The organism is Bacillus mesophilus (assembly GCF_011008845.1).
GTDB lineage: Bacteria > Bacillota > Bacilli > Bacillales > SA4 > Bacillus_BS > Bacillus_BS mesophilus.
Window position 1 is genome coordinate 957327 of the sequence record NZ_JAAIWM010000001.1, and the last position, 20458, is coordinate 977784.

Here is a 20458-nt window from a genome sequence, read left to right on the forward strand (position 1 = left end):
TTATGAACAGAAGACCTTTAAAGTGTTGATTTCACAACAATAACGTAATTACTGATTATTGAATTCACTAATATACAAATTATAATAGATACTGTGATCATTAATCAACACGGTGTTTATTATAAGGAGGAATAGATTTTATGAAATTCTTTAAACAAAAATTAGTCGTATTGTCACCTTTACTTGTCCTTACAGTTGCTCTTATTTTTTCACTTACATTGGTTCCATCTATTAACCCTACTCCGAAGAATATGCCGATTGCAATCGTCAACGAAGATGAAGGGGTTGAAATTCCGAAGCAAGGGAAAATGAATATGGGAAATGCACTTGTTGAAAAAGTTCAAGCTATATCCAGAGAAGACTCTAATGAAGAAACGATTATTAATTGGATATCGATATCAGATCGAGACACGGTTATGGAAGGATTGAACAATAAAGAGTATTATGCAGCACTCTTCATCCCTAACGATTTTAGTCAAGACCAAGCTTCTCTTCAATCACCAAAACCTTCTTCACCTAACATTGAAATATTAATCAATGAGGGGATGAATGCTACAGCCGCAAGAATGGCTGGGCAAATGCTTTCAAGAATTACTGAAAACATCAGTCACAATGTTTCAATGCAATTACTTGCTGGATTTGAAAAGCAAGGAGAGAATATACCACCTAATCAGGTTGCTCTATTAATAGATCCCCTTACTGTAACTGAAACAAATGTTAACGCAGTTGGAACACATAGTGCAAATGGGAATGCACCTGTTTCATTCATTCAACCCCTTTGGATGAGTAGCATTGTTGGGGCAGCTATTGTCTTCTTTTCAATGAGGAAAATGAAAATAGTAAACAGAAGAGAAAGTCTCTTATCAAAACTCACTCAGACAGTTGCTGGATCTCTTTTATCCTTTATTGTTGGATTTGGGTTAACCGGTATTTTGGACAGTTGGTTAGGCTTCCATATTCCAAACTTTTTAGACACAGCATTATTTGTGAGCTTATCGTATTTAACTTTCTTTTTACTAATATCCGCCGTAACTAATTGGTTTGGTTTTAAAGGTATCGGAGTATTCGCTTTACTCTTTTTCTTTGGAATACCACTTTTATCAATGCCTCCTGAATTTATGTCTTCCTTTTACCGAGACTGGATTCACTCTTGGCTGCCAATGCGATTTAGTGTAGAAGGTCTCCGCAACTTATTGTATTTTGGAAAATCTTTACGTGTTGATGGTCCAACCCTAGCTCTATTTAATATTTCGTGGATCAGTCTTTTAATCATATTTGTTTCGGCGTTTAAACCCATACCAGAAAATGAGCATGGCCACAGTAAAGTGAACATGAATGAGGGGTGATTGGAGATGGCAGAATTACAGGAGAAAAAGGAAAGAAATTTAGATCATCTCATAGAATTCATGGAAACGAAGCCTAGAAATTTTGGAGAACTAGTTCATTCAGCAGCTGATTCAAAGCCACGTCGTTCTTTTGCACCTTTAATTGCTAAGAATGAGACATCGCTTAAAAACTTTACGTTTTCACAAAAATTAAAAATTGCGCCTAGAATGGCAAGATTAATGAAGGGAATGTGGAATGGTAAACGTTACTATAGTAAAAGAGTTGAATCGAAACAAACAGAAGCTCCATTGGAAGTTTTTGAGGAAATAAAACAATTGGTTCAAAGATTAGGAGCTATTGATGTAAAATTCGTAAAGGATTTACCGTTGAAGCAAGTATTTAAAGGTAAATCAATACCTCATCAAAACGCAATCGTGTTCACCGTTGAGATGGACAATGATAAAATCCAAACTGCCCCGAGCTTTGAATGCTTTGCTGAAGTAGCAAAGGGATACGGTGATTTGGCTGTCATTTCAAATGAAGTGTGTAAGTTTATTCGAAAAAAAGGGTACTCTGCTTATCCAAGCACGGCAATGGGCGGACAAATGGATTACGTTGCAATGGGTGAATTAGCAGGTTTAGGAGCAATCGGATATCATGGACTTCTAATTACACCTGATGCCGGAGCTCGAGTTCGAATAAGTACCATTTATACAGATATTGATACGTTTCCTGTCGAGACAGAAAATCAACACCTATGGGTACGAGATTTTTGCTCATACTGTAGAAAATGTGTTCGAAGCTGTCCAGTTCAAGCAATTAACAATGAACCACAAGTGAATGATAATGGAGATATAACGTGTATCGATTATAAAACATGCATTAAATATTTCTCTGCAAATTATGGTTGTGCAAACTGCATTAAAGTATGCCCTTTTAGTACAGCAGGTTATGATAAAATACAAAAGGGTTATTTAAAGAAAAAAAGTGCAAATGAGAGAACTGACAATTAGGTACAACTAATTTAGAATCAATAGATGAAAAGAGGCATTCCATAAGCTCGAAGGGTTTTGGAGTGCCTCTTGCTATCCAATCCAACGAGGTGCTATTCCTTTAGTGAAATAGTAAAATCCTAACTCTTTTCTTCAGGGAAGCCATGGGGACAGGGACTATGTGCCAATCACTTTTCTACTAGAGTAAGGTTAGATAAAATTCATTCAAAAACTAGAACTTTATGGTTACTAGTTTGTATTAAGACATATTGAATATGATTCGCTTTAATCTTCTATTTCATAATACCCACGGTCATCCCCATAATATTTGTTATATCGTTTCATAAACTTATAGAAAAGATAGGAACCGATTACCTTCACAATAGCATAGCCTGGAATACCAAAAATGACACCGATGACACCAAATAAATTACCTGCAATCAATAAAACTAGGATAATCGTTAATGGATGAACTTTCATCGTTTTCCCCATGATATTCGGAGAGACGAAATTCCCTTCTAAAAATTGGACTGCTATCCAAACAATTCCTAGCTTTAGCAACATAAATGGGGAGTTGACGATGGCAATGATCACAGCAGGAATAATAGCAATGGTTGGTCCTAAATAAGGAACTACACTTGTCACGGCTGCGACAATAGCCAATGTAAATGCATATTCAAGTCCTATGATCAGATATCCAATAAATAATAGAATACCAATCACCGTTGCGACAATAATCTGACCTTGGATGTAAGAACCAACTTGCGTATCGATATTATTTAAAATTTGCTTGGTGTCATCTCTAAACTTCGGCGGAAATAATTTTATGGTATAACGTTGAAACCTTTTTCCATCCTTTAATAAGAAAAATAAAATAAATGGAAAGGTTACAATAGATACAATAGTAGTTGTAATGGTACTAGCAACATTCTGTATCCCTTGAAAACCACTTGAAATATAAGTTCCAATCAATTTTGGCAATTCACCTAATCTCTCTGTTATCAAGTTATAACCATCATCATAATACGGCGCTAATAAAGAATTCTGCGCCCATTCTGTCATACTATCCTCTAACTGCTTTAAATAACTTGGAAATGTTTGAACTAAATCTTTCACCTGCGCTTCAATCGATGGAGCAGTTAACAGGATCACTCCAGTTAATGCACCACTAATACCGAGAATAAGAATGATTATTCCCCACATTTTTTTAATACGAAATCTTTCAAGCATTTCTACAACCGGATTTAATAGATAGTATGCAACAAATGCTAGGATTACTGGAGGTGCAATGGTAGATAAAATGACCTTTAGTGGATAAAAGATAAAAGAAATTTTCGTATAAATATATATGGTAATACCCACTAGAATAAGAAAAGCTAATAGGTATAAAACATTTTTACCACCAATTAATTTTAAAAATTTATTTTGTCCTTCCATAAAAGACATCCCCTTTAAAGGTAATGTACCACCTAACTTAAGTTTAAAGGAGTTGTGCTCAGAGGTAGTTTATCTCTTTTTTAGACACTCCTATCTTTAATTACTAATACCACAGTTCACATTCTTTCAAACTAAAATTAACAGTATAGAAAGATGATCATCTGATGTATAGGAATGGATGTTCACCTATAAAATACTCTTTATAAATCGAGCAAAAACCTAATCTCATCGATACAAAAATTATTGTCTTTACAAAAAAGAAGCCTGTCTCCTAAAACCTTGGAAACAGACTCCTACTATTCTTATCTACCTAACTTATCATCAATATCTGATGTATCCACATTCTCGCCAAATAAATCCTTTAGTTTACTTTTCGCTTGCATTTTTATATCATCATCCACATATAAAGCTACTTGAGCTAAAGCGATTAGTAGAGCACTTAAGTCATCAACATATCCTACACCAACTGCTATGTCTGGTATAAGATCTAGAGGTAAAATAAAGTAACCTAAAGCCCCAACAATGGTTGCTTTAACTTTTAATGGCACCTCTGGCTTTTGAAGTGTGTAATAAAGTAATAGGACAGCATAGACTACAGATGTTCCAGCTTTTTTAGAGAATTTTTGAACCTTAGTCCAGAACTTTTCCTCTGAGAAATGTTTTTCGTGTTGATTAAGATCTTCAGTATTCAGTTTTTCTGCTTCATCTTTTAAATCAGCAATTAATTCTTCTTCAATTTCAATTTTGTCGACTTCTTCAATAGTAGATGAGGATAGTTTATCTAGATCTGTTTTCTTCTTAAATAGGTCTTTTAACATGAAATCACTCCAATGTTTAGTAATTAGTAGATTAGTACATGCCTGTCCCAGGTAGCATGGGCAGGCCATTCTATTAGTTAAACGTGACATTTACCGTATAACCAATATTCTTAAAAAATTCCTTCAACGCTTTCTCTGCATTTTTCTCTGCAGTATCTAATAAACCAATAGAAATGGCTTCTTGACGAATTTGCTCTTGTGCCAATGCAGCCAGTTCAAACCCCTCAGCCATTTTAACATCACCACGGAAAATCCCACTATTGTCAACGGATTGTATTTTATCCATCTGTAAGGATGGATCCTGGAGGAACTCTGCATGAGGAAGGGTAATATCTATTTCTTTTGTTTCTTCATTAATAACCATATCATCAGAAGTAATTCCTTTCAAATCAACACCAGCCAAAACCGTCCCAGGTACAACTAATAGCAGTTCTCGCTTTGTTCCTGGTAGATTAATAGACAAGATATTCTTGCTATCCTCTTGGTGGATAACTGCTTTCGTATGAACTTCAGCTGTTGCCAGTGTAGCTAGCTCTTGAACATGTTCAACAAACACGATTGACTCTTGTTTGAAGTTATTGCCCGCAATTGACCAAATTACCCCTGACGCGATGACTAAAACAACAAGGATGAACATGGCCAACTTTGCCTTGGATCTACTAGCTTTTGAGACAGACTTAAATATTCCTTTAGGTGGGGAAAAAGATCTTGAATTTTGATTTACTGCAATAGTTGCAGCCATTTGCTGTTGTGCTTCGTTTAGTTCTCTTAACTGTCTTTCTAGCTGTGCAATTCTTTCGTCTTTTTCTTCTATAATATCTTTATTTGTATCCAATTTGTTCTCACCTTTCATTTTTACAAATACAGTGCTTATCCTTTTAATCCATTAATCTATTATGTGAGGAATTATTTAAATAATAGCACATGTAACGGAACTTATACCTAGGTTGTAGCAAATACTCACCTAGTAAAGCACCAGGTTTTGTTATGACTTTCGATTTCTTTTTCTAAATTAGATGAAATGAATACTTACTATGTTAATTTAATAAATACTTTAGGTCTATAGAAAAGGCTGGAAGACTATATTACGCTCTCTTGTTTAGCGTATTTAAGATTTTGTAAAGGTCCACTCTTCCAATGATTGTTTTAGGGTGAACATCTCGTTTTACAAGTTGTAATCTACTGGAAGGTTCCAATAATTCATCTACTGTTGGTTTGCTTCGCTATCAGTATCAGAAAGTATTCTTATCCATCTTTTTTTGCCAACAGCGTTCACAATGTTCCTGCACAGTTCTAAATCGATGAGAACTTTCTAGGGAAAAGAGTATTGCTAAACAGGTATCCTTTCTGTTGGTGGTTCTCCAATCATCTTATTGGCCGAATATTTTTAAGCATCCGGTTCCTCGAAGAAACATGCATAGGAGGATTTTGTAAATTTATGCCGAATTTTATATAATACAGAAATTGTAATTGGAGGCATTAATTTGAGCAATTGTTACTTACATAATGAAGTAGAATCCGTAGGAATCTGTGTTGGGTGCGGTAAGTTTATTTGTTCTACCTGTAATACAGAACTAAAAGGTAAGAATTATTGTAAAAAATGTGTAGAAGAATTATTTGATGAGAATAAAAGAAAAATGGAAAGATTAGAAGATAAGAATAATCAACCAATGGTGTTTATGAATGCTGGTGGGGCTAGTTCTTCTTCTAGTTCTTCTAGCTCTTCTAGTTCTTCAAGTACAAGTTCATCAGGAATTCCTACTTATATTTCAACAAAAAGTAAGTTGACTGCTGCTTTATTAGGCATTTTATTAGGAGGATTTGGAGCTCACAAGTTTTACTTAGGGAGAAGGAGAAAGGGTATAGTTTATCTTCTTTTCTGTTGGACCTATATTCCATCAATTCTAGGTTTTATAGAGGGTGTAGTTTATTTATTTTCTAGTCCAGAGGATTTCTCAATGAAGTATGATAAAAAATATAGAGCTTAAAGTTAATATGACTTGAGACCTAATAATTAATAACCCTTGGACTGTACTTTTGCTTTTCTTCATTTCCTAATTTGTCTACTGTGACAACCTTAAAAAGGCAAGATTAAAGGGCACGAACCTAATATTGAATTGGTTCGTGCCCTTCTCCATTTGTGTTTACCTTTTAGCAGCAGTAGAAGCTCACTTCCTGCTACAAGCATACTTCCAGTTAATACCTAAACTTATTTAGCATTTACTTCCTCAATATCCTTTACTAATTCATCCCATTTTGAATAATTCTTTAATCGGAACTTGAACTCAACCCTTCTTGATTTCTCTTGATCAATTGTTTTCCCGTCATCTTTATATTTCAGATCACTTTCTGAACGTCCATTTGCCGTTATTTGCATCTGGACATTTTCTTTATAAGGAAAATTGCCAAAATCATCTGATAAGACATATCGAACAACACTAAATGCCCTTTTTTGTGAGAGGTCAAGATTATTGACAAAAGTCCCTACATCATCTGTGTGCCCTTCAACTACAATCTCAGAAATATGCTGATCATATTTTCCATATAAGATATTAAAATAGACCGGAATAAATTCTCTTAACTGCTCTTTAAACTCAGGCCTAATCACATCTTTCCCTGTTTCAAACAAGAGATCATTTTGAAATTTAATGGATCCAGTTTCCTTGTCGATTTCGATTTTTAAATTCGTCTTGCTAAACTCATTTTCTAAATCCTCTATAATATCAAACCTAATTCCAGCTAAGTAATTAATAATTTCTTCTTGCTGTTTAATTTTAACTTCCGTTTCCTTAAGCTCTGCCTCTTTTGCTTCTACTTTATCCTGTTCATTATTAATAATAACTAATAAGAAAAGCAAGACCACTAACAAGATGGTAGAAAGTAAGTCAGTAAAGGATGGCCAAAAATCATTGTCGTCAATCTTACTATCTAATAGTCGTCTATATTTTTGATTCAAGTCTTAACACCCTTTTCTGATCTAGACACCGACTTTTTCGATACGGCTGTTTAGTGTTTTCATATGTTGGTTCAATTCTGATAATGATTGCTGCACATTAATCGATGATAAAGACTCTGCTCCGAGATGTGTCTCTTGTAACTTCATCATTGATTTTAGCTCTTGACTAATAATGGAATTCGTCACATTAATATATCGTTCAAATTGTCGTAAACTATCTCTTACGCCTTCACCTAAGCTATCATCCAACTTCAGCATAAGCTTTTCCATTTTCTCTGTTGAAAGTTCGACGTATTCTTGCAACGTTTTTTGAAGTTCCTCTGTTTGGCTTTTAAACTGATTCGTGCTCTCTGTCATGACGTGCTCAGTTTGTTGGATTAGCTTTTTCATTTCCTCTGTAACTGTCGAACTATTAGAATCTAGCATAGTAAATAGATTTACAGTATCTTTAAACGTTGATTGTACTTGTTCATTTTGTTTAAACATTTCCTTAACAAAATCTGTAAAATTATTTTGATATTGTGAATTCTCTTCCGCTTGCTGATCAATCTTTTCTACAACTCTTACATAAAATTCTTGATATTTCTGTTGAAGTCCATCGACATGCTCAAAATAAGAAATTAAGCTTCTGAATTGTTGTTGCATTTCATTCATGTTACTTGAGAAAGACTGTGTTAAATTAGCTAATTCCTCAAAAGAATTCGTCTCAAGAATTTCTTTCATTGTAACCGTCGCGCGATCTATTTTTTCTAAGAATGTTACATTTTTATCTTCTAAATGCTTTTGGCTTTCCACAAGCTGGGCTTGTCGATCTAGACTTTCTTGATAAAAACCAGACATTGCTTCAAAAGCATCATGCATTTGATCGGTATGAGTAGTAAAGAATGTATCCAGTCGATTACTTGTCTCTTCTAGGTTTTCGGTAATTCTAACAAACTGTTCTTCATTTCTCGCTTGAACTTGTAGTTGCTGTTCAGTAAAGTGCATGTACTGCTCCGCGGTTCTTCTCATTAAATCTACAGAATACGACTGAATTTCTTCCTGCTTTTCAAAAAATGAAAGTAAATCACTGAAGTTGTGATTTAATTGGTTCATTTGATCATTATAGTTTTGTGTAAACTTATCCATGTTTCCAAAGATTTTAGATAATTTATTTGTATTTTTGCTAAACATTTCATTAAAGCTATTCATATTCTCAGTCGCTCGTTCAAAACCTTCTGTAAAAAGCTGTATATCGAGAAACGATTGCTTCATTTCCTCGACAGCTGTTTTCACATCACCAATCGCCTCAACCATTTGATGATCCATTGAACGTTTCTCTTTTTGATTCAAATAGTTTTCAAGCTTAAGCATAATTTGGATAAGTTGTTGTTCAGTATTTTTTACTTTGGTAGCAATATTAATAATGATGGAACAAGCAATACCTGCAATACTCGTATAAAAAGCAGTATGAATTCCATCGAGAACTGTCTGCATGGTTTCATTTAAATTTAAATCAATTCCTTTTAATGCAATGACCAATCCAATAAACGTTCCTAATACACCAACTAGAATCGTCATGGAACTACCTAATTGAATCATTTTTAGAATCGATACAATTCTATACTTATGCAAGATGGAACGTTTGCTCTTTACCATCTTGAAATCAGAGATGAACTCTTCAATTAATGATTGAAAATTAAGGTCATTGTCTGATTGTGTCCGGTACATTTTATATTTATCATTAATTTGATGTAATATGGAACTATTCTTTGAATCTAGTGATATTCTTTCACTTTCAGCCTCTAAATACTTGTATATGGAATGGTTCGCTCTTATAGCACAACTTCCAATTAAAAATACTAATGTAAATGTCACGATAATAATACTGAGTGATAACATAGGTGTACTCCTTCTTAATATAGTTTTACACAATCCCAGAAATCTGTAATAAAGTAATGATGCTTTGAAAACTCTTCCCTGATTCGTTTTGATGTATCTTCTGGGTGGATAGAGATCACCTTAACTTCTTTGCCTGCATCTTTGTATTTTTTCAAAATCTCGTAAAAATGATCATCTCCTGATAAGAGAAGAATGCTATCCAAAGATTCATACCGCTCTTTCAGTTTGTCGATTAAGTATTGATCATCCACATCATATTCTTGTCCATTTATGATTTGTTTAGCTTTTGCTGTTCCATTCTTGACTTCTTTCACTTGAAATCCCTGTTTCTCTAGTTGCTCCTTAATTTCTAGTTGAAACATGTAGACATCCTCTGTTTTCTTCTCATTTTCATAGATAGGCAGGAAAATCACGGCATGTTGATCTCGAATTCGTCCTTTTTGTTCTAAACCAAATATAGTAGAGAATAGGTTTTGAAAATCAATTTTCATGGAATGCAGGCCTGTATATATATTGGCTACATCGAGAAATACACCAATCTTCTTTGTAGAACGTGGTATTTCTTTTCCTTGGAGATACTCTAGCATGTTCTCAAAACTTGCGAACTCAACCCCATTGTCAGTAATACGGTGAAACAGTTGGTTTACTTTTGAGTTATGCTTATAAATTTGTGCGGATTGGTTATGAACATATGGATCAACGAAATTAAAGATTTGTTGTATAAGACCAGCGAAAACTCGTAAATTATGGTCTGTAATTTTTACATAGCGATCAGGATGATTTTCAAAGGTTAGCAGGTTATAGGCTGTAAACACTTCAATTTCCCCTCTATGGTTGTAGAGAAAAGAGTCAAAAGAAATGGATGAGTCTATCCATATATGCTGATCCGTCATCACCTTGAAAAAAGTAATGAGCTGCTCAAGCCAAAATTCTTGATTAGCCATGTTTTTCACATAAGTATCATCTCGTGAAATTTGTTCAGTAGGTGAAAGATAGATTACGGGTAATTTTTTATGATTGGATTCTTTCTTCAAATTTGATAGGAAATGGGTATATTTCAATTTGTGCCTAATCACATCACTAGATTGATAAAATGAAAGATCTAGTGTACTTTGGTTGTTTGTTTGTAGGTATTCAAGCCCTGTTACAAATTGCTTATAGGAGTCAGTTGAGTCTTTGTAATAAACATGTTCATGTAAATCTTCCATTAAGTACAAAACAGATGATTCTGGAAAAACGCTCTTCTCCTTCTCATACATCTCTACGATCTCTTCACTTGAGAAAAAATCATAGAAAGGTTCTTTTACACATGGTAAATGCTGATGACAAGCATCATATGCTCTTATATGGTTTGATAGAAAAGTCATAAAATGAAATGTTATAGATTGATTTTTTAATGTAGTATCGTTCACAAATGGCAAAATATAGAGTTTATTATTTCTTTGCTCCATAACCAGCCCCCCTTCACATAACCATTATATTATAGTAAAAAAGTTTCAGTGTTTCTGTCGTTTCATGTCGATTTCGTGTGACTTTTTGTCGTTCTTTTACATCTAAAAGTACTTGAACATAAGATTAGGTAGAACAATCCTATATTATAGACATGATAAAAGACCGAACCTATTGGCTCGGCCTACTTGTTAGAACTTATAATTTTTTCTGTAACTCCTTCACTGCTTGCTGCAAGAGCTTTAACTCATCCTGATAATGCACAGGATGTACACCACTTTTCGTGATCGTAACCATTGTGCTTGGAATGATTTCTAGAGTAAAGGATCCACTACTTATACTTTTACGCTGTTTCACTAGCTCTTCTCGTTTGTTCTTTAAGTAACCTAATTCGTCTTGATAACGTCGCTCGGCATCATTTAAAATAGCTTCATTAGCATCAGACTCTAGTAATTCCGACCTTAGTTCCCCCATTTTCTTTTTCTTAATATCTAATTTGATATCAATTTGAGAGATTACTTTTTGTATGAGTGTATCTAGCGCATTGATCACCGCTTGTTCTTGTTTTTTAGAGAAGACCCTCTTCACACTTGTCGACAGGCGTCCTCCCTGACTTGCTCCTGTAAAGACTCCAAGCATGGCGCCCGTAATTCCTCCAGCTGGGCCAAATAACATGGTCCCGACTAAAATCCCTGCTTTTTGACCAAGTGCTCCTAAGACAACTCTTGATGATGTATCACTAATGACATTAAATACAGCTTGATTAATAGCGACATCATCTTTCCAAACTCTTTTGACATTGTAAATCGAACTTACACCAAGAGCAATCAATGGAATTTCAAAGTCTAATAGATCATCAGCATGTGTTAAGGTAGATTGCGTTGCTTCTAGTACTTCTTCTCTTGATATATTCGATACATATACACTGGGATTTCCCTCGAAGTATTTCGCCAATTCTTCGTTCACGTAAACGGGAATATCAGGATAGTTTTCTAAATGGTCTCTAACGCCATCAGGGCTTGCCAGGTTTTTCACCTGAAATGGCTGGCCATCTACTAAAATGTCCCACCCAGGATTATTTGAAGTGGTTGGAAATTCGATATCATGCCCCTTAGCTTGGAGCTCTATGGCTAACATCTGTTCTGCCACATATCCTTGGATTTGAGCAATATCACCAGTTAACACAGTTGTATCTACTTGACTCGCAAACTGACTTAACGAAAACAAGTTTGATAAATCTTCTGTTCTAGCAAAATCGATTCCTGCTACAACCGTAGGATTGATCATGACATAGTCATAGATAAATTCACCTACACTAATGGTCGTAACTGCACCGGTTTGTTTGAGTTGATCAGGAGTACCAAACAACATCGTTTGCAATCGATTCTCTTCCCTTTTCTTCTCTGTAACCGAACACTTTAATGCTTCATCAAACATTCCTTTATCCCAATATGCCCAAAACTGTTTATTTGGTATGGCCATTTTTAAATCCCCTTTAATCTTTTCTATACATGTAAGTCTTCTAATCCGTACGTTTCTTTTTCGAGCTTTTTTATCTGCTGGAGAATACTTGAATGGTTTTGATTTATAATCCTTAGTTCAGACTCAAGTGTCTTTTTCTTTTTTTCTTCTAAGTTTACTTCTTTTCTTAGTTGATCGATATGATGTTGTAAGGCGGTAACCTTAAAACGTTCTTCCTGGCAAGAGCTATGACTGGAAGAGAGAATATCCTCCACCATCAGGTTTAAATGCTCATCTAGCTTCTTTTCTTCAGTCTTGATATCAAAGGTAGTAGAAAGGTTCGAAAGACTATTACTAAACCTTTTAAACAATCCTTCACCATTTTGATTGCTTTGTTTTGAGTATTGAAGACTTTCAATTTTATCGGCTATTCTTACGTACTCAGCCTTATGCCCTGAGAAGGAAGGGCTAATATCTAAATCATAAACATTCGCTGTTTTCAAAGCCAAATAAATCTTCTGTTTTTCTACCCTTACCTGTGTCATTTCACTAGAAACTTGCGAATGTAGATTCTTCATCTTAAGTTGACTTTGAGCGATAAGGTTACGAAGATTGCGTTGCTCTTCTTCCAAGGTGTTTAATTCCATTTGAAGACCCTTGTAGGTATTAAACCGTCCATTCCATTCATTTGTGAAGAGCTCAACTGACACTTCATCCTCACCACCACTACTCATGTAAGGAAGGGCTATTTGCATCACGATAATGGGTAACAGCTTTTTCTTTAGCGATTTATTTTGATGATTAACCAGTAAGGCACCTCCACCTAACAGAAGAGGAATAATAAATAATGGATTAGCTAAAACAGCTATGGTAGAGGTTAGGCCCGTATAAAAACCAAATGGCAACGTTAGTCCAAATAACCCAGCAAAGGTGGCTACCATGGATGTTGCTGTCGTATAGAAGGCAAACCCGCTAACCTCCACAATGATGGCAAAAACGATACTTGTCCCGCTTGTTGCTATGGCTTTTCGAACCATTTCATCTGTTAAATCATTGATCCCTAGCTTCTCTTTAATCACCTGCTGCTTCTCTTCAGGAAGGCTCTGTATATAATCGTTTACTTGTGAGGCAAATTTCGTTTGGTCATTTATGGAGAAATCTTTGAAACCTCCATCCAATTCACTAAAAACCTTACTCATTTGATACTGAACCATTTGTTGAAGCTGCGATGAAGATGATTCCTTTTCAGTAAAGCTACGAAAATGCTTATCCTGTTTTTGAAGCTGCCCATACACCTCATTAACAATCATAGCACTCTGATCTTCAATTTCTTTCACAAGGGAATACTTTGTCCCCTTTAGCTTTAATAGTTTAGTAATTTCTAAAAACAAGTCAACCTGAAGCACTTCATCCCTCTTATGTTGTAACTTCTTTACTTCTTGTTCTAAATGGAGGGTAAAATGATCACTTTTTTCTTTAGAAAGAAGATCTTTTGTTTTCGAAGACAAAAGATCTCCAATATTGGTCTTATGTAATAAGGAATACACCATTCGAAGGTCTGTCCCTTTTAATGAGACTAGACTGCTTGCCAAAATCTGACCATCCATAATAACACTCCTCGTTCCCTTGATGAATGTGAATATTATACTATACTTTGCATGTCTATTTACCTAGTAAAAATGTTGGTAAGTGTAAAAACAGCCTTTCTCAAAGGGTGGAAAATAAAAAAAGAAGCTCCTAAGCTAATAATCACTCTTAGAGCTTCTAACCATATTATTCATATTGTATGCTTATACCCAAAATTCCCCTTCAAATACTGCGTCATGTACTGATTAAATCTCATATGCCATGCATCTGGATTGTAATTTGTAGCTCGATGAATAAGTTTATTTATATAATAGTTAGCATGAGGGTCTTTTAAGTCATTTTCAACAATCCGAAGTGTCTTTATCCTCTTGTACATAAAATCAAAGAATGGTTGTTTCTTATAAAAGTAAGCAGCATTTCCATGTTCAGCGAATTCGACGGTTACAAAGTCACCAAAGTCCATAATAGCAATGGGTGGGGAGTGAATCTTTTTAACATCCACCAACAAGTGTGAATATTTATTCCAGTACTTAAAACGGTCGTATTTTGTTTCTTTGCTAAAAAACTGTCTAAGTTCCTTGATCATAAACCAACGTTTTGCATTCTCTACACTTTTTGAAGAGAAAGATTGCCACCCTTGAGGATTTCTTCTTGGGTCTCGAATCCGGCGTTCTACTAAATCCATGATTTCAGCATGAAGTTGATTAACATCAAAGGCCTCTAAATAACGATTCATTACTTTGTTATAATCGTTGTTTTGAAGATTATTTAACCTCGCTATAATGTCCGAAATCTTTTCTTTTTCAAAAAACCTCTTCTCACCCATTCCATAGAATAAGATTAGTGCCCATAACTTTCTTCCGAGTGGAGAATCTTCTTTAATTTTCCGATAAACAAATGCCTCTTTTATCGTAGGAGAAGAGCAATTTACAATATAACGGCTTATTCCATGCAACACATTTTCATCCTTCTGCCTTTTAAACACTGTATCGAATTCCCACCTATATTTGTTTTGGAATGATAGGAAGTCATTACCTTCATTTGTAAAGGCATATTCTAATAGGTCGTGTAATAGTGCATCTTTTGGAAGTAAATGAAAATGAGCCCACATTTTTCTACCAATAAAAGAGTTATATCTTTTCTTGAGAATATAGAAAATTTTCTTGTTTGTCTCCCTTTCATTCACTTCATAAGGGTAAGCATAGGCAAGTAAACGTAAATCAATTGATTTTATATTTTCGGCGTAACTATCTAAAATATCTCTTTTATATAACAGGCTTTTAATCTCGTCTAATAAATCAGGTAATCTAGTAGAAGTATATCCCTCTAGAGTACTCTCATCGTAATCTTTATATTTCTGCATCATTCTTTCTGATTCTTTGTCTAAATGGGTACTATTAAAGATAAATGGACGATTTATATATTGACTATTCATGTTTAGTCTTCACCATCTGTTCAATTTCATCGATTAACTCTTCATCTTTTAATCGGAATTTAAATTCCACTCGTCTCGATTTGTCTGGATTAATTTCACCATTTTCATTCAAAATTGGCTCATTAAATGATCTTCCATTGGAGGTAATAATTTTGCGCAATTCTTCCTTATTTTGAAAAGCAGTAAATTCATCAGAAAATATTTCCTTCACTACAGATAAAGATCGATTTTGAGATAATTCTAGATTATAAATGTACGTTCCCTCATTGTCTGTATGACCCTCAACAATTACTTGTGAGACATGGTCTCTAAACTGGTCCGATAATAGGACATTAATATATTGAGGAATAAATTCTTGCAAATGCTGCTTACCAGCGTCCGAGATTCCAGAGCTATTGTAATCAAAGAATACTCCACTTGAAAAACGAATTGCACCTGTGTGAGGATCAACTTCCATTTGTAAGTCTGAATCACTAAATGCTGTATTTAACTCTTGAATAATTTTGGACTTAACACCGATAAGTTCTTCTATTACCTTATCCTTTTCTTCCATTGATTTTTGATTGTTTAATATATTTACCATCAGAAAAAGAGCAAACATAAGGAGAAGGGCGCTCATTAAATCAGAATAAGACATCCAATGACTATTTAAATCTTCTTCTGCTGAGACGTTATGCCGTTGATTCTGTCTAACTCTTCTAGCCATTTCTTATCCCTCCTACTCCTTAGTTATTGCTACTTCATCTAAGACCTTTTGAAATTGTTTAATCGTTTTACTAATCGTCATAAAGTCTTTATCCATTTCGGTTACCACTTCATTAATGCTACTTACACCACGGTCTAGATAATTTATCGAGTTAGCTAATTGCTTATCAAACTGAGCAAACGTTCGCTCTAGGCCCTGATGCATGTGGTCTGTAAAGCTCTTCATAGACTGATCTAGTTTATTGTTAACGTTGGCAAATAACTGTTGGTTTTTCATTAACTTATCATTGTTTTGAGACCAAATCGTCTTCAGTTCATTGATGCTTTGTTGAACTTGTTGTACCTCTTGCTTCATTTGGTTTACCATCTTTTCTTTCGTTTTGTCTAAGTTGCTTTGTTCTGCAATGATTGACTTTAATAGTTTTTCCATATTTTTTTGAATTTCAACGTACACTTCATTGTTTTGCCCAATGCCAGAAATGACTTCTTTCAGTGAATGTGTTGATTGTGTTGTAAACTTTAACTGGTCTTTAAGACTTAGTGACAACTCTTTATTAGATTTTGTTAAACTATCTAAACTTGTAGTTGATTCATTAAATCTTTCAATAAATACTTGTGTTTCATTAAATACCCTTTGTAACAGTTCGCTTTGGTTGGTCATCTTGTTCATATTTGTGCTGAATAGGTCCATTTGACTTCTAAACCTCATATCAAAATCAGAACGTTCAGTTTGTAGGTCTATAATAATTTCTTTAACACCTTGAGAAAGTTTTTCTATTTGCTCTTTTTGCTGTTGTCCTTGTTGTGTTCTATCATCTTTCAGTTGGGCTACAACTTTACCCATTTCGTTAGACAGATTACTCAGCTGATTTTTAAAGTGATTGTCAAATGAAGTTCTTTCTTCTTGTAACTGACCTACCACATTACCCATTTCTTGTGAAAGATTACTCAATTGATTTTTAAAGTGATTGTCAAATGAAGTTCTTTCTTCTTGTAATTGACCCACCACATTACCCATTTCTTGTGAAAGATTACTCAATTGATTTTTAAAGTGATCATCAAATGAAGTTCTTTCTTCTTGTAATTGACCTACAACATTACCCATCTCTTGTGACAGATTGCTTAGCTGATTTCTAAAGTGATTATCAAATGAAGTTCTTTCTTCTTGTAGTTGACCTACAACATTACCCATCTCTTGTGAAAGATTCCTTAGCTGATTTCTAAAGTGATTATCAAATGAAGTTCGTTCATCTTGAAGCTGTCCAACTACATGATTCATACTTTCTGATAGGATAACCATTTGATCTTTAAACTCTTGGCTGAATCCAGTTCTTTCTTCAGTAAGTTGGGTAAACATACTAGTTACATTTTCCGATAAAGTTCCGATTTGACTTCTGAATTGTGTATCGAATGCTATTCTTTCTTCTTTAAAGCTATCAACTACCTCACTCATATTGGTGGAAAGTGCCTTCATTTGCTCTTGGAATTGTTGCCCTGATGCAGTACGTTCATTACTTATATCTCCAAGAAGTTCTCCAAGGCTAGAAGTCACTTTAGTCACCTGTAATGTTAGTTGTTGTTCAAATGACATTCGCTCTTTAATAATTCTCTCTAAAATGTCACCAATTCCACTCTGAAGCATCTTAAGTTGATCTTGAAGATATTGTTCAAGCGTTTCTTGGCCATTAAATACCTTTTCTAGTACCTTGTGAACAGCATCATTTAGAACATTCATTTGGTTATGGAATTGTTGATCTTGATTTTGACGGTCTAGAGCCATTTTATCCAGTAACCCATGATACCCTTGTTGAATTTCTTGGTTTTGATTAGATACGATAAGAAGTTGAGAAACATTTTCTTTCACTTCTTCTTGCTGGTGATTTAACTTTTCTACAAAATAACCAAGTTTCTCAGTTAAGCCAGTCGTTTGAGTCGCCATTTCAGATTGTGCAGATGCTGAATGCTTTAATTCCGTAACAAGATGGTTCATCTCACTATGGACTTTTTCTTGCCATTCCATTGTCCGAGTTAAAGTATTACCAAACTGTTCAATTTGTTTCCCTGCTGTTTCTTGCATGGAATGAACGAAAAACTTGACCATTTCATTTAATTTTTCAGCTTGCGTTTCAGATGTATTGTGAACGATTTGTTGCATAATTTCATAATTTTTTTCAAATTGTGGGTTTAATCCATTTACGATGGTTTCTGATAATCCAGTTGTCATCTTGGGCATCATTTCGTTCGCTAAAAATGATTTAAATTTGCTCATTTGGTCTTTTTGAGATACCACAATCTCTTCTAAGAGCTGCCCTTCTGTTTTTACTGGAAAAGCTTCATCTAGACCAAAGCGTAATTGATGGAAAGAGTTTAGTAGTTGACGATAGAAATAACTTCTATCAATAAAAGAGGTAAGTAGTGACAACAAAATCCCTGCTATAGAAGAATAAAAGGCAATTTTCATGCCAGATAATAATACTTTGATTCCAATCATCATTTCTTCTGATGGCGCTTCATAATCAATTTGTTGAATTCCGGCTGTGATCCCTAAGAATGTACCTAAAATACCAATGGAAACAAAGATGGCCGGGACACTTTCTACAAGCTTTCGAGCCCCATATTTTTGAACAATCAAATCTTCCGTAAAATAATCATAAATATCCGGAATATGAGTGTTCTTAGCTCTAAAATCACGGTTGTACCTATTCCAGGATTCTGTTATTTCCTTTGGTAATGACTTTTGTTCAAGTATCCATCTATCAAACTTCTCTATTTTTCCTCTTGCGGTCTCTTCCGACAACCGTGTCAGCTCCGCATTTACCTTATTAATGTCATTTTTCACTTTTATAACACGATAAGAATAGAAAACAATAAAGCTAATAAACAAGAAAACAAGAGTATAAATTAGTGGGTCTCCACTTATATTCACAATAAAAGAATTCAATCCATTCTACCTCCATCAATCTAGGATCTATATACTAAAAAAAGATATCTACTCTATGCTATATTAGCAGAATTAGACTACTTCTGATTATTTTCGACAAAAATAGACAGCGGTAATTATCCACTGTCTTGGGTAAATATAACTATAACGATTATATTTTAAATGAAAGTTGCTCTTGTTGTGTATCGCTCTTTATTTTAGGTGTATTTTTCACTTTTGCTTTTCTAATAGACTCTTTTTTAATAATTTGATCTAACGTTTCTCCCATTATTGTAACAAGACCAACCACTAGTGCATTACCCATCGTAAAATATCGGAATTTCTCGGGCATTCCTGTGTTTGTCCAATTAGGTGGAAAATCATTTAACCGTTCACACTCAACCGGTGTAAGTAATCGTAGCTCTCCTGTCTGAGGGTCACGAACAACATGAGTACTTCTGTTTTTACTGGATTCACTTGTTAGCATCGTACGTCCCGGTTTATCAAGGGGGTCTGGGAAGGCAACAGGACCTTCTGCATACGTATATTTATGACCTGTTGTTTTACTTACTCTATCAATCTTCTTGGCACCCTTCATGAAATTCCAATCGTCTAAATTAGGTCCCAAGTAATACTTTTTATCTACATCTTTTTCTAATATCTCACCAAGCGTTTTCGGCTTAACATATTGTGGAATCGTTTCTTCTGTGTACAATTCACTATCCAGCATGATCCCACTATTTCTAAATGTTAGTGAAAACGTATCTGAAACCTTTACAATATCATGGTCTAATTCCTTTTTAAAAGGTGGGTGGTTTTTAGAATATTCCTTTTCAACAGGAAAGGCCTGAGAAAATAATCCCTTTCCGTGGAGGATTTTTTCAAAGCTTTGCTTTTTAAGTGATTTGTTGTATTTCGTCGACTCATGAAAAGCAAAGATAAAGACTCTTCTTCGTCTTTGTGCAAAACCATAATCCGCTGCATTTAGCACGCGCCATTCTACACCGTAGCCAAGGTCTCGAAACGTTGCCAGCATAACAGCAAAGTCTCGACCTCGTTGCTTAGCTGGAGACTTTAATAATCGATCCACATTTTCCAATAGGACAAAAGGTGGCTGTTTGCTTTTTATAATTCTACTAATCTCCCAGAATAAGACGCCCTTCTTCCCTTCAATTCCATCGGCTTTCGTCCGGGCAACCGAATAGTCCTGACAAGGAAATCCCCCTACAAGCAATGTGTGGTCGGGAATGGGATATTCTTCAGGATTATCATTGACTTGGGCAATATCAACATTGAGAGCTTCCACTTCAGGGAAACGAGACATGTAGCAATCATATGCGTGCTGAACCTTTTTACCTGGTTCCCATTGATTAGCCCAAACAACATCCCAGCCTGCTCCTTTAAGACCGAGGTGAAATCCACCAACACCTGCAAATAGCTCTATGACAGTCTTCTTCATAATTACCTCCAAAAATACGAACATATATACTG

Annotated in this window: 15 protein-coding genes; 3 read left to right on the forward strand and 12 right to left on the reverse strand. The window is 34.8% G+C overall.

Features of this window, described 5'->3' with window-relative positions:
- The first annotated feature begins 140 nt into the window (after positions 1–140).
- Together G4D63_RS04975 and G4D63_RS04980 are read left to right on the forward strand one after the other, a co-directional pair.
- A complete protein-coding gene (locus tag G4D63_RS04975) occupies positions 141–1346 on the forward strand; it encodes a YhgE/Pip domain-containing protein (protein WP_163178252.1) in 1206 nt (401 codons plus the stop codon).
- Between the two features lie 6 nt (positions 1347–1352).
- Positions 1353–2339: a 4Fe-4S dicluster domain-containing protein gene (locus G4D63_RS04980; protein ID WP_163178254.1), complete on the forward strand. Its 987-nt coding sequence runs from the start codon at positions 1353–1355 to the stop codon at positions 2337–2339.
- Positions 2340–2603: 264 nt separating this feature from the next.
- Here the strand turns inward: G4D63_RS04980 and G4D63_RS04985 are convergent, their stop codons facing one another.
- The 3 genes from G4D63_RS04985 to G4D63_RS04995 all read right to left on the reverse strand — a co-directional run bounded on the left by G4D63_RS04985 (position 2604) and on the right by G4D63_RS04995 (position 5408).
- Positions 2604–3755, reverse strand: a complete 1152-nt coding sequence (locus G4D63_RS04985; RefSeq protein ID WP_163178255.1) for an AI-2E family transporter — start codon at positions 3753–3755, stop codon at positions 2604–2606.
- A 302-nt stretch (positions 3756–4057) separates the two neighbouring features.
- On the reverse strand, positions 4058–4447 hold the full coding sequence (locus tag G4D63_RS04990; protein ID WP_420837802.1) for a YkvA family protein: 390 nt from the start codon (positions 4445–4447) through the stop codon (positions 4058–4060).
- Between the two features lie 199 nt (positions 4448–4646).
- A complete protein-coding gene (locus G4D63_RS04995) occupies positions 4647–5408 on the reverse strand; it encodes a DUF4230 domain-containing protein (RefSeq protein WP_239585864.1) in 762 nt (253 codons plus the stop codon).
- Positions 5409–6339: 931 nt separating this feature from the next.
- On the opposite strand from G4D63_RS04995, the gene G4D63_RS22255 reads away from it, so the two are divergent.
- Positions 6340–6561, forward strand: coding sequence for a TM2 domain-containing protein (locus G4D63_RS22255; RefSeq protein WP_338023896.1), 222 nt, complete (start codon positions 6340–6342; stop codon positions 6559–6561).
- Between the two features lie 221 nt (positions 6562–6782).
- Here the strand turns inward: G4D63_RS22255 and G4D63_RS05005 are convergent, their stop codons facing one another.
- The 9 genes from G4D63_RS05005 to dcm all read right to left on the reverse strand — a co-directional run bounded on the left by G4D63_RS05005 (position 6783) and on the right by dcm (position 20426).
- Positions 6783–7529: an OmpA family protein gene (locus G4D63_RS05005; RefSeq protein ID WP_163178259.1), complete on the reverse strand. Its 747-nt coding sequence runs from the start codon at positions 7527–7529 to the stop codon at positions 6783–6785.
- A 21-nt stretch (positions 7530–7550) separates the two neighbouring features.
- Positions 7551–9410: a MotA/TolQ/ExbB proton channel family protein gene (locus tag G4D63_RS05010; RefSeq protein WP_163178261.1), complete on the reverse strand. Its 1860-nt coding sequence runs from the start codon at positions 9408–9410 to the stop codon at positions 7551–7553.
- Positions 9411–9424: 14 nt separating this feature from the next.
- Positions 9425–10861 carry an NYN domain-containing protein gene (locus tag G4D63_RS05015; RefSeq protein WP_163178263.1) on the reverse strand — a complete coding sequence of 479 codons (1437 nt, stop codon included), beginning with the start codon at positions 10859–10861 and terminating at the stop codon, positions 9425–9427.
- Between the two features lie 196 nt (positions 10862–11057).
- Positions 11058–12341 carry a hypothetical protein gene (locus G4D63_RS05020; protein WP_163178265.1) on the reverse strand — a complete coding sequence of 428 codons (1284 nt, stop codon included), beginning with the start codon at positions 12339–12341 and terminating at the stop codon, positions 11058–11060.
- 23 nt (positions 12342–12364) lie between these two features.
- On the reverse strand, positions 12365–13927 hold the full coding sequence (locus G4D63_RS05025) for a hypothetical protein (RefSeq protein ID WP_163178267.1): 1563 nt from the start codon (positions 13925–13927) through the stop codon (positions 12365–12367).
- Positions 13928–14097: 170 nt separating this feature from the next.
- Positions 14098–15342 carry an EH signature domain-containing protein gene (locus tag G4D63_RS05030; protein ID WP_163178269.1) on the reverse strand — a complete coding sequence of 415 codons (1245 nt, stop codon included), beginning with the start codon at positions 15340–15342 and terminating at the stop codon, positions 14098–14100.
- Positions 15335–16048: an OmpA family protein gene (locus G4D63_RS05035; RefSeq protein ID WP_239585866.1), complete on the reverse strand. Its 714-nt coding sequence runs from the start codon at positions 16046–16048 to the stop codon at positions 15335–15337. Before G4D63_RS05035 ends, G4D63_RS05030 begins: the two co-directional genes overlap by 8 nt.
- 12 nt (positions 16049–16060) lie before the next feature.
- Positions 16061–18988 (reverse strand): anti-phage ZorAB system protein ZorA, encoded by a 2928-nt coding sequence (gene zorA, locus G4D63_RS05040; RefSeq protein ID WP_163178271.1) that lies wholly within the window; start codon positions 18986–18988, stop codon positions 16061–16063.
- A 151-nt stretch (positions 18989–19139) separates the two neighbouring features.
- On the reverse strand, positions 19140–20426 hold the full coding sequence (dcm, locus tag G4D63_RS05045) for a DNA (cytosine-5-)-methyltransferase (RefSeq protein WP_204559015.1): 1287 nt from the start codon (positions 20424–20426) through the stop codon (positions 19140–19142).
- Between the last annotated feature and the right edge of the window lie 32 nt (positions 20427–20458).

Excerpts from the sequence above, each read along its gene's own strand:
- G4D63_RS04975 (WP_163178252.1), top strand. The coding sequence starts at position 141 with ATGAAATTCTTTAAACAAAAATTAGTCGTATTGTCACCTTTACTTGTC.
- G4D63_RS04980 (WP_163178254.1), top strand. The coding sequence starts at position 1,353 with ATGGCAGAATTACAGGAGAAAAAGGAAAGAAATTTAGATCATCTCATA.
- G4D63_RS04985 (WP_163178255.1), bottom strand. The coding sequence starts at position 3,755 with ATGGAAGGACAAAATAAATTTTTAAAATTAATTGGTGGTAAAAATGTT.
- G4D63_RS05010 (WP_163178261.1), bottom strand. The coding sequence starts at position 9,410 with ATGTTATCACTCAGTATTATTATCGTGACATTTACATTAGTATTTTTA.
- G4D63_RS05015 (WP_163178263.1), bottom strand. The coding sequence starts at position 10,861 with ATGGAGCAAAGAAATAATAAACTCTATATTTTGCCATTTGTGAACGAT.
- G4D63_RS05020 (WP_163178265.1), bottom strand. The coding sequence starts at position 12,341 with ATGGCCATACCAAATAAACAGTTTTGGGCATATTGGGATAAAGGAATG.
- G4D63_RS05025 (WP_163178267.1), bottom strand. The coding sequence starts at position 13,927 with ATGGATGGTCAGATTTTGGCAAGCAGTCTAGTCTCATTAAAAGGGACA.
- G4D63_RS05030 (WP_163178269.1), bottom strand. The coding sequence starts at position 15,342 with ATGAATAGTCAATATATAAATCGTCCATTTATCTTTAATAGTACCCAT.
- G4D63_RS05035 (WP_239585866.1), bottom strand. The coding sequence starts at position 16,048 with ATGGCTAGAAGAGTTAGACAGAATCAACGGCATAACGTCTCAGCAGAA.
- dcm (WP_204559015.1), bottom strand. The coding sequence starts at position 20,426 with ATGAAGAAGACTGTCATAGAGCTATTTGCAGGTGTTGGTGGATTTCAC.